At 60.3% G+C, this 478-nt stretch carries 1 protein-coding gene; it reads left to right on the top strand.

Annotation, left to right across the window (positions count from 1 at the left end):
* Window positions 1-32: 32 nt before the first annotated feature.
* Window positions 33-478, top strand: a 446-nt coding sequence (locus tag QP413_RS10345) for a transposase (RefSeq protein ID WP_284781597.1), incomplete at its 3' end; no start/stop codon positions are given.

The following is a 478-nucleotide window of genomic DNA, read 5'->3' as shown; positions in this document are numbered from 1 at the left end:
AGAAAGGCCATGACCCGGCGAGGGTCAACGAGATCAGCGAGAAGCTGATGGAAAATCCTGAGCTGGCTAGCCTGATCAGCGAGCTGTCGACCTCCGCTGATGATGCCAGCGAGCTGGTCAAAGGCCTGCTGCAGGCATCAATCAACGCTGGTCTGCAGGCGGAGATGGATGCGCATTTGGGCTATAGCCACTCCGACCGCAAGTCCAAAGCCCAGGTTGAACCCGTGCACGGCGGCAATCACCGCAACGGGTCGTACACCAAGACCGTCAATTCTGGCTACGGCGCGGTGGAAGTGACCGTGCCCAGGGATCGTGCCGGCACGTTTACTCCGAAGATGGTGCCCAAGGGCGCACGTCGGCTCACAGAGCTCGACGACATGATCGTCTCGCTATACGCCGGTGGGATGACAGTGCGCGATATTCAGCATCACCTCGCGACCACGCTCGGGGTGGATATGAGCCCGGATACGATCAGCAC

The organism is Corynebacterium sp. UMB4614 (assembly GCF_030217065.1).
In the GTDB taxonomy this organism is placed as follows: domain Bacteria; phylum Actinomycetota; class Actinomycetes; order Mycobacteriales; family Mycobacteriaceae; genus Corynebacterium.
Note: the sequence above shows the minus strand (reverse complement) of the source record. Positions and strands in the feature narration are given on the sequence as shown.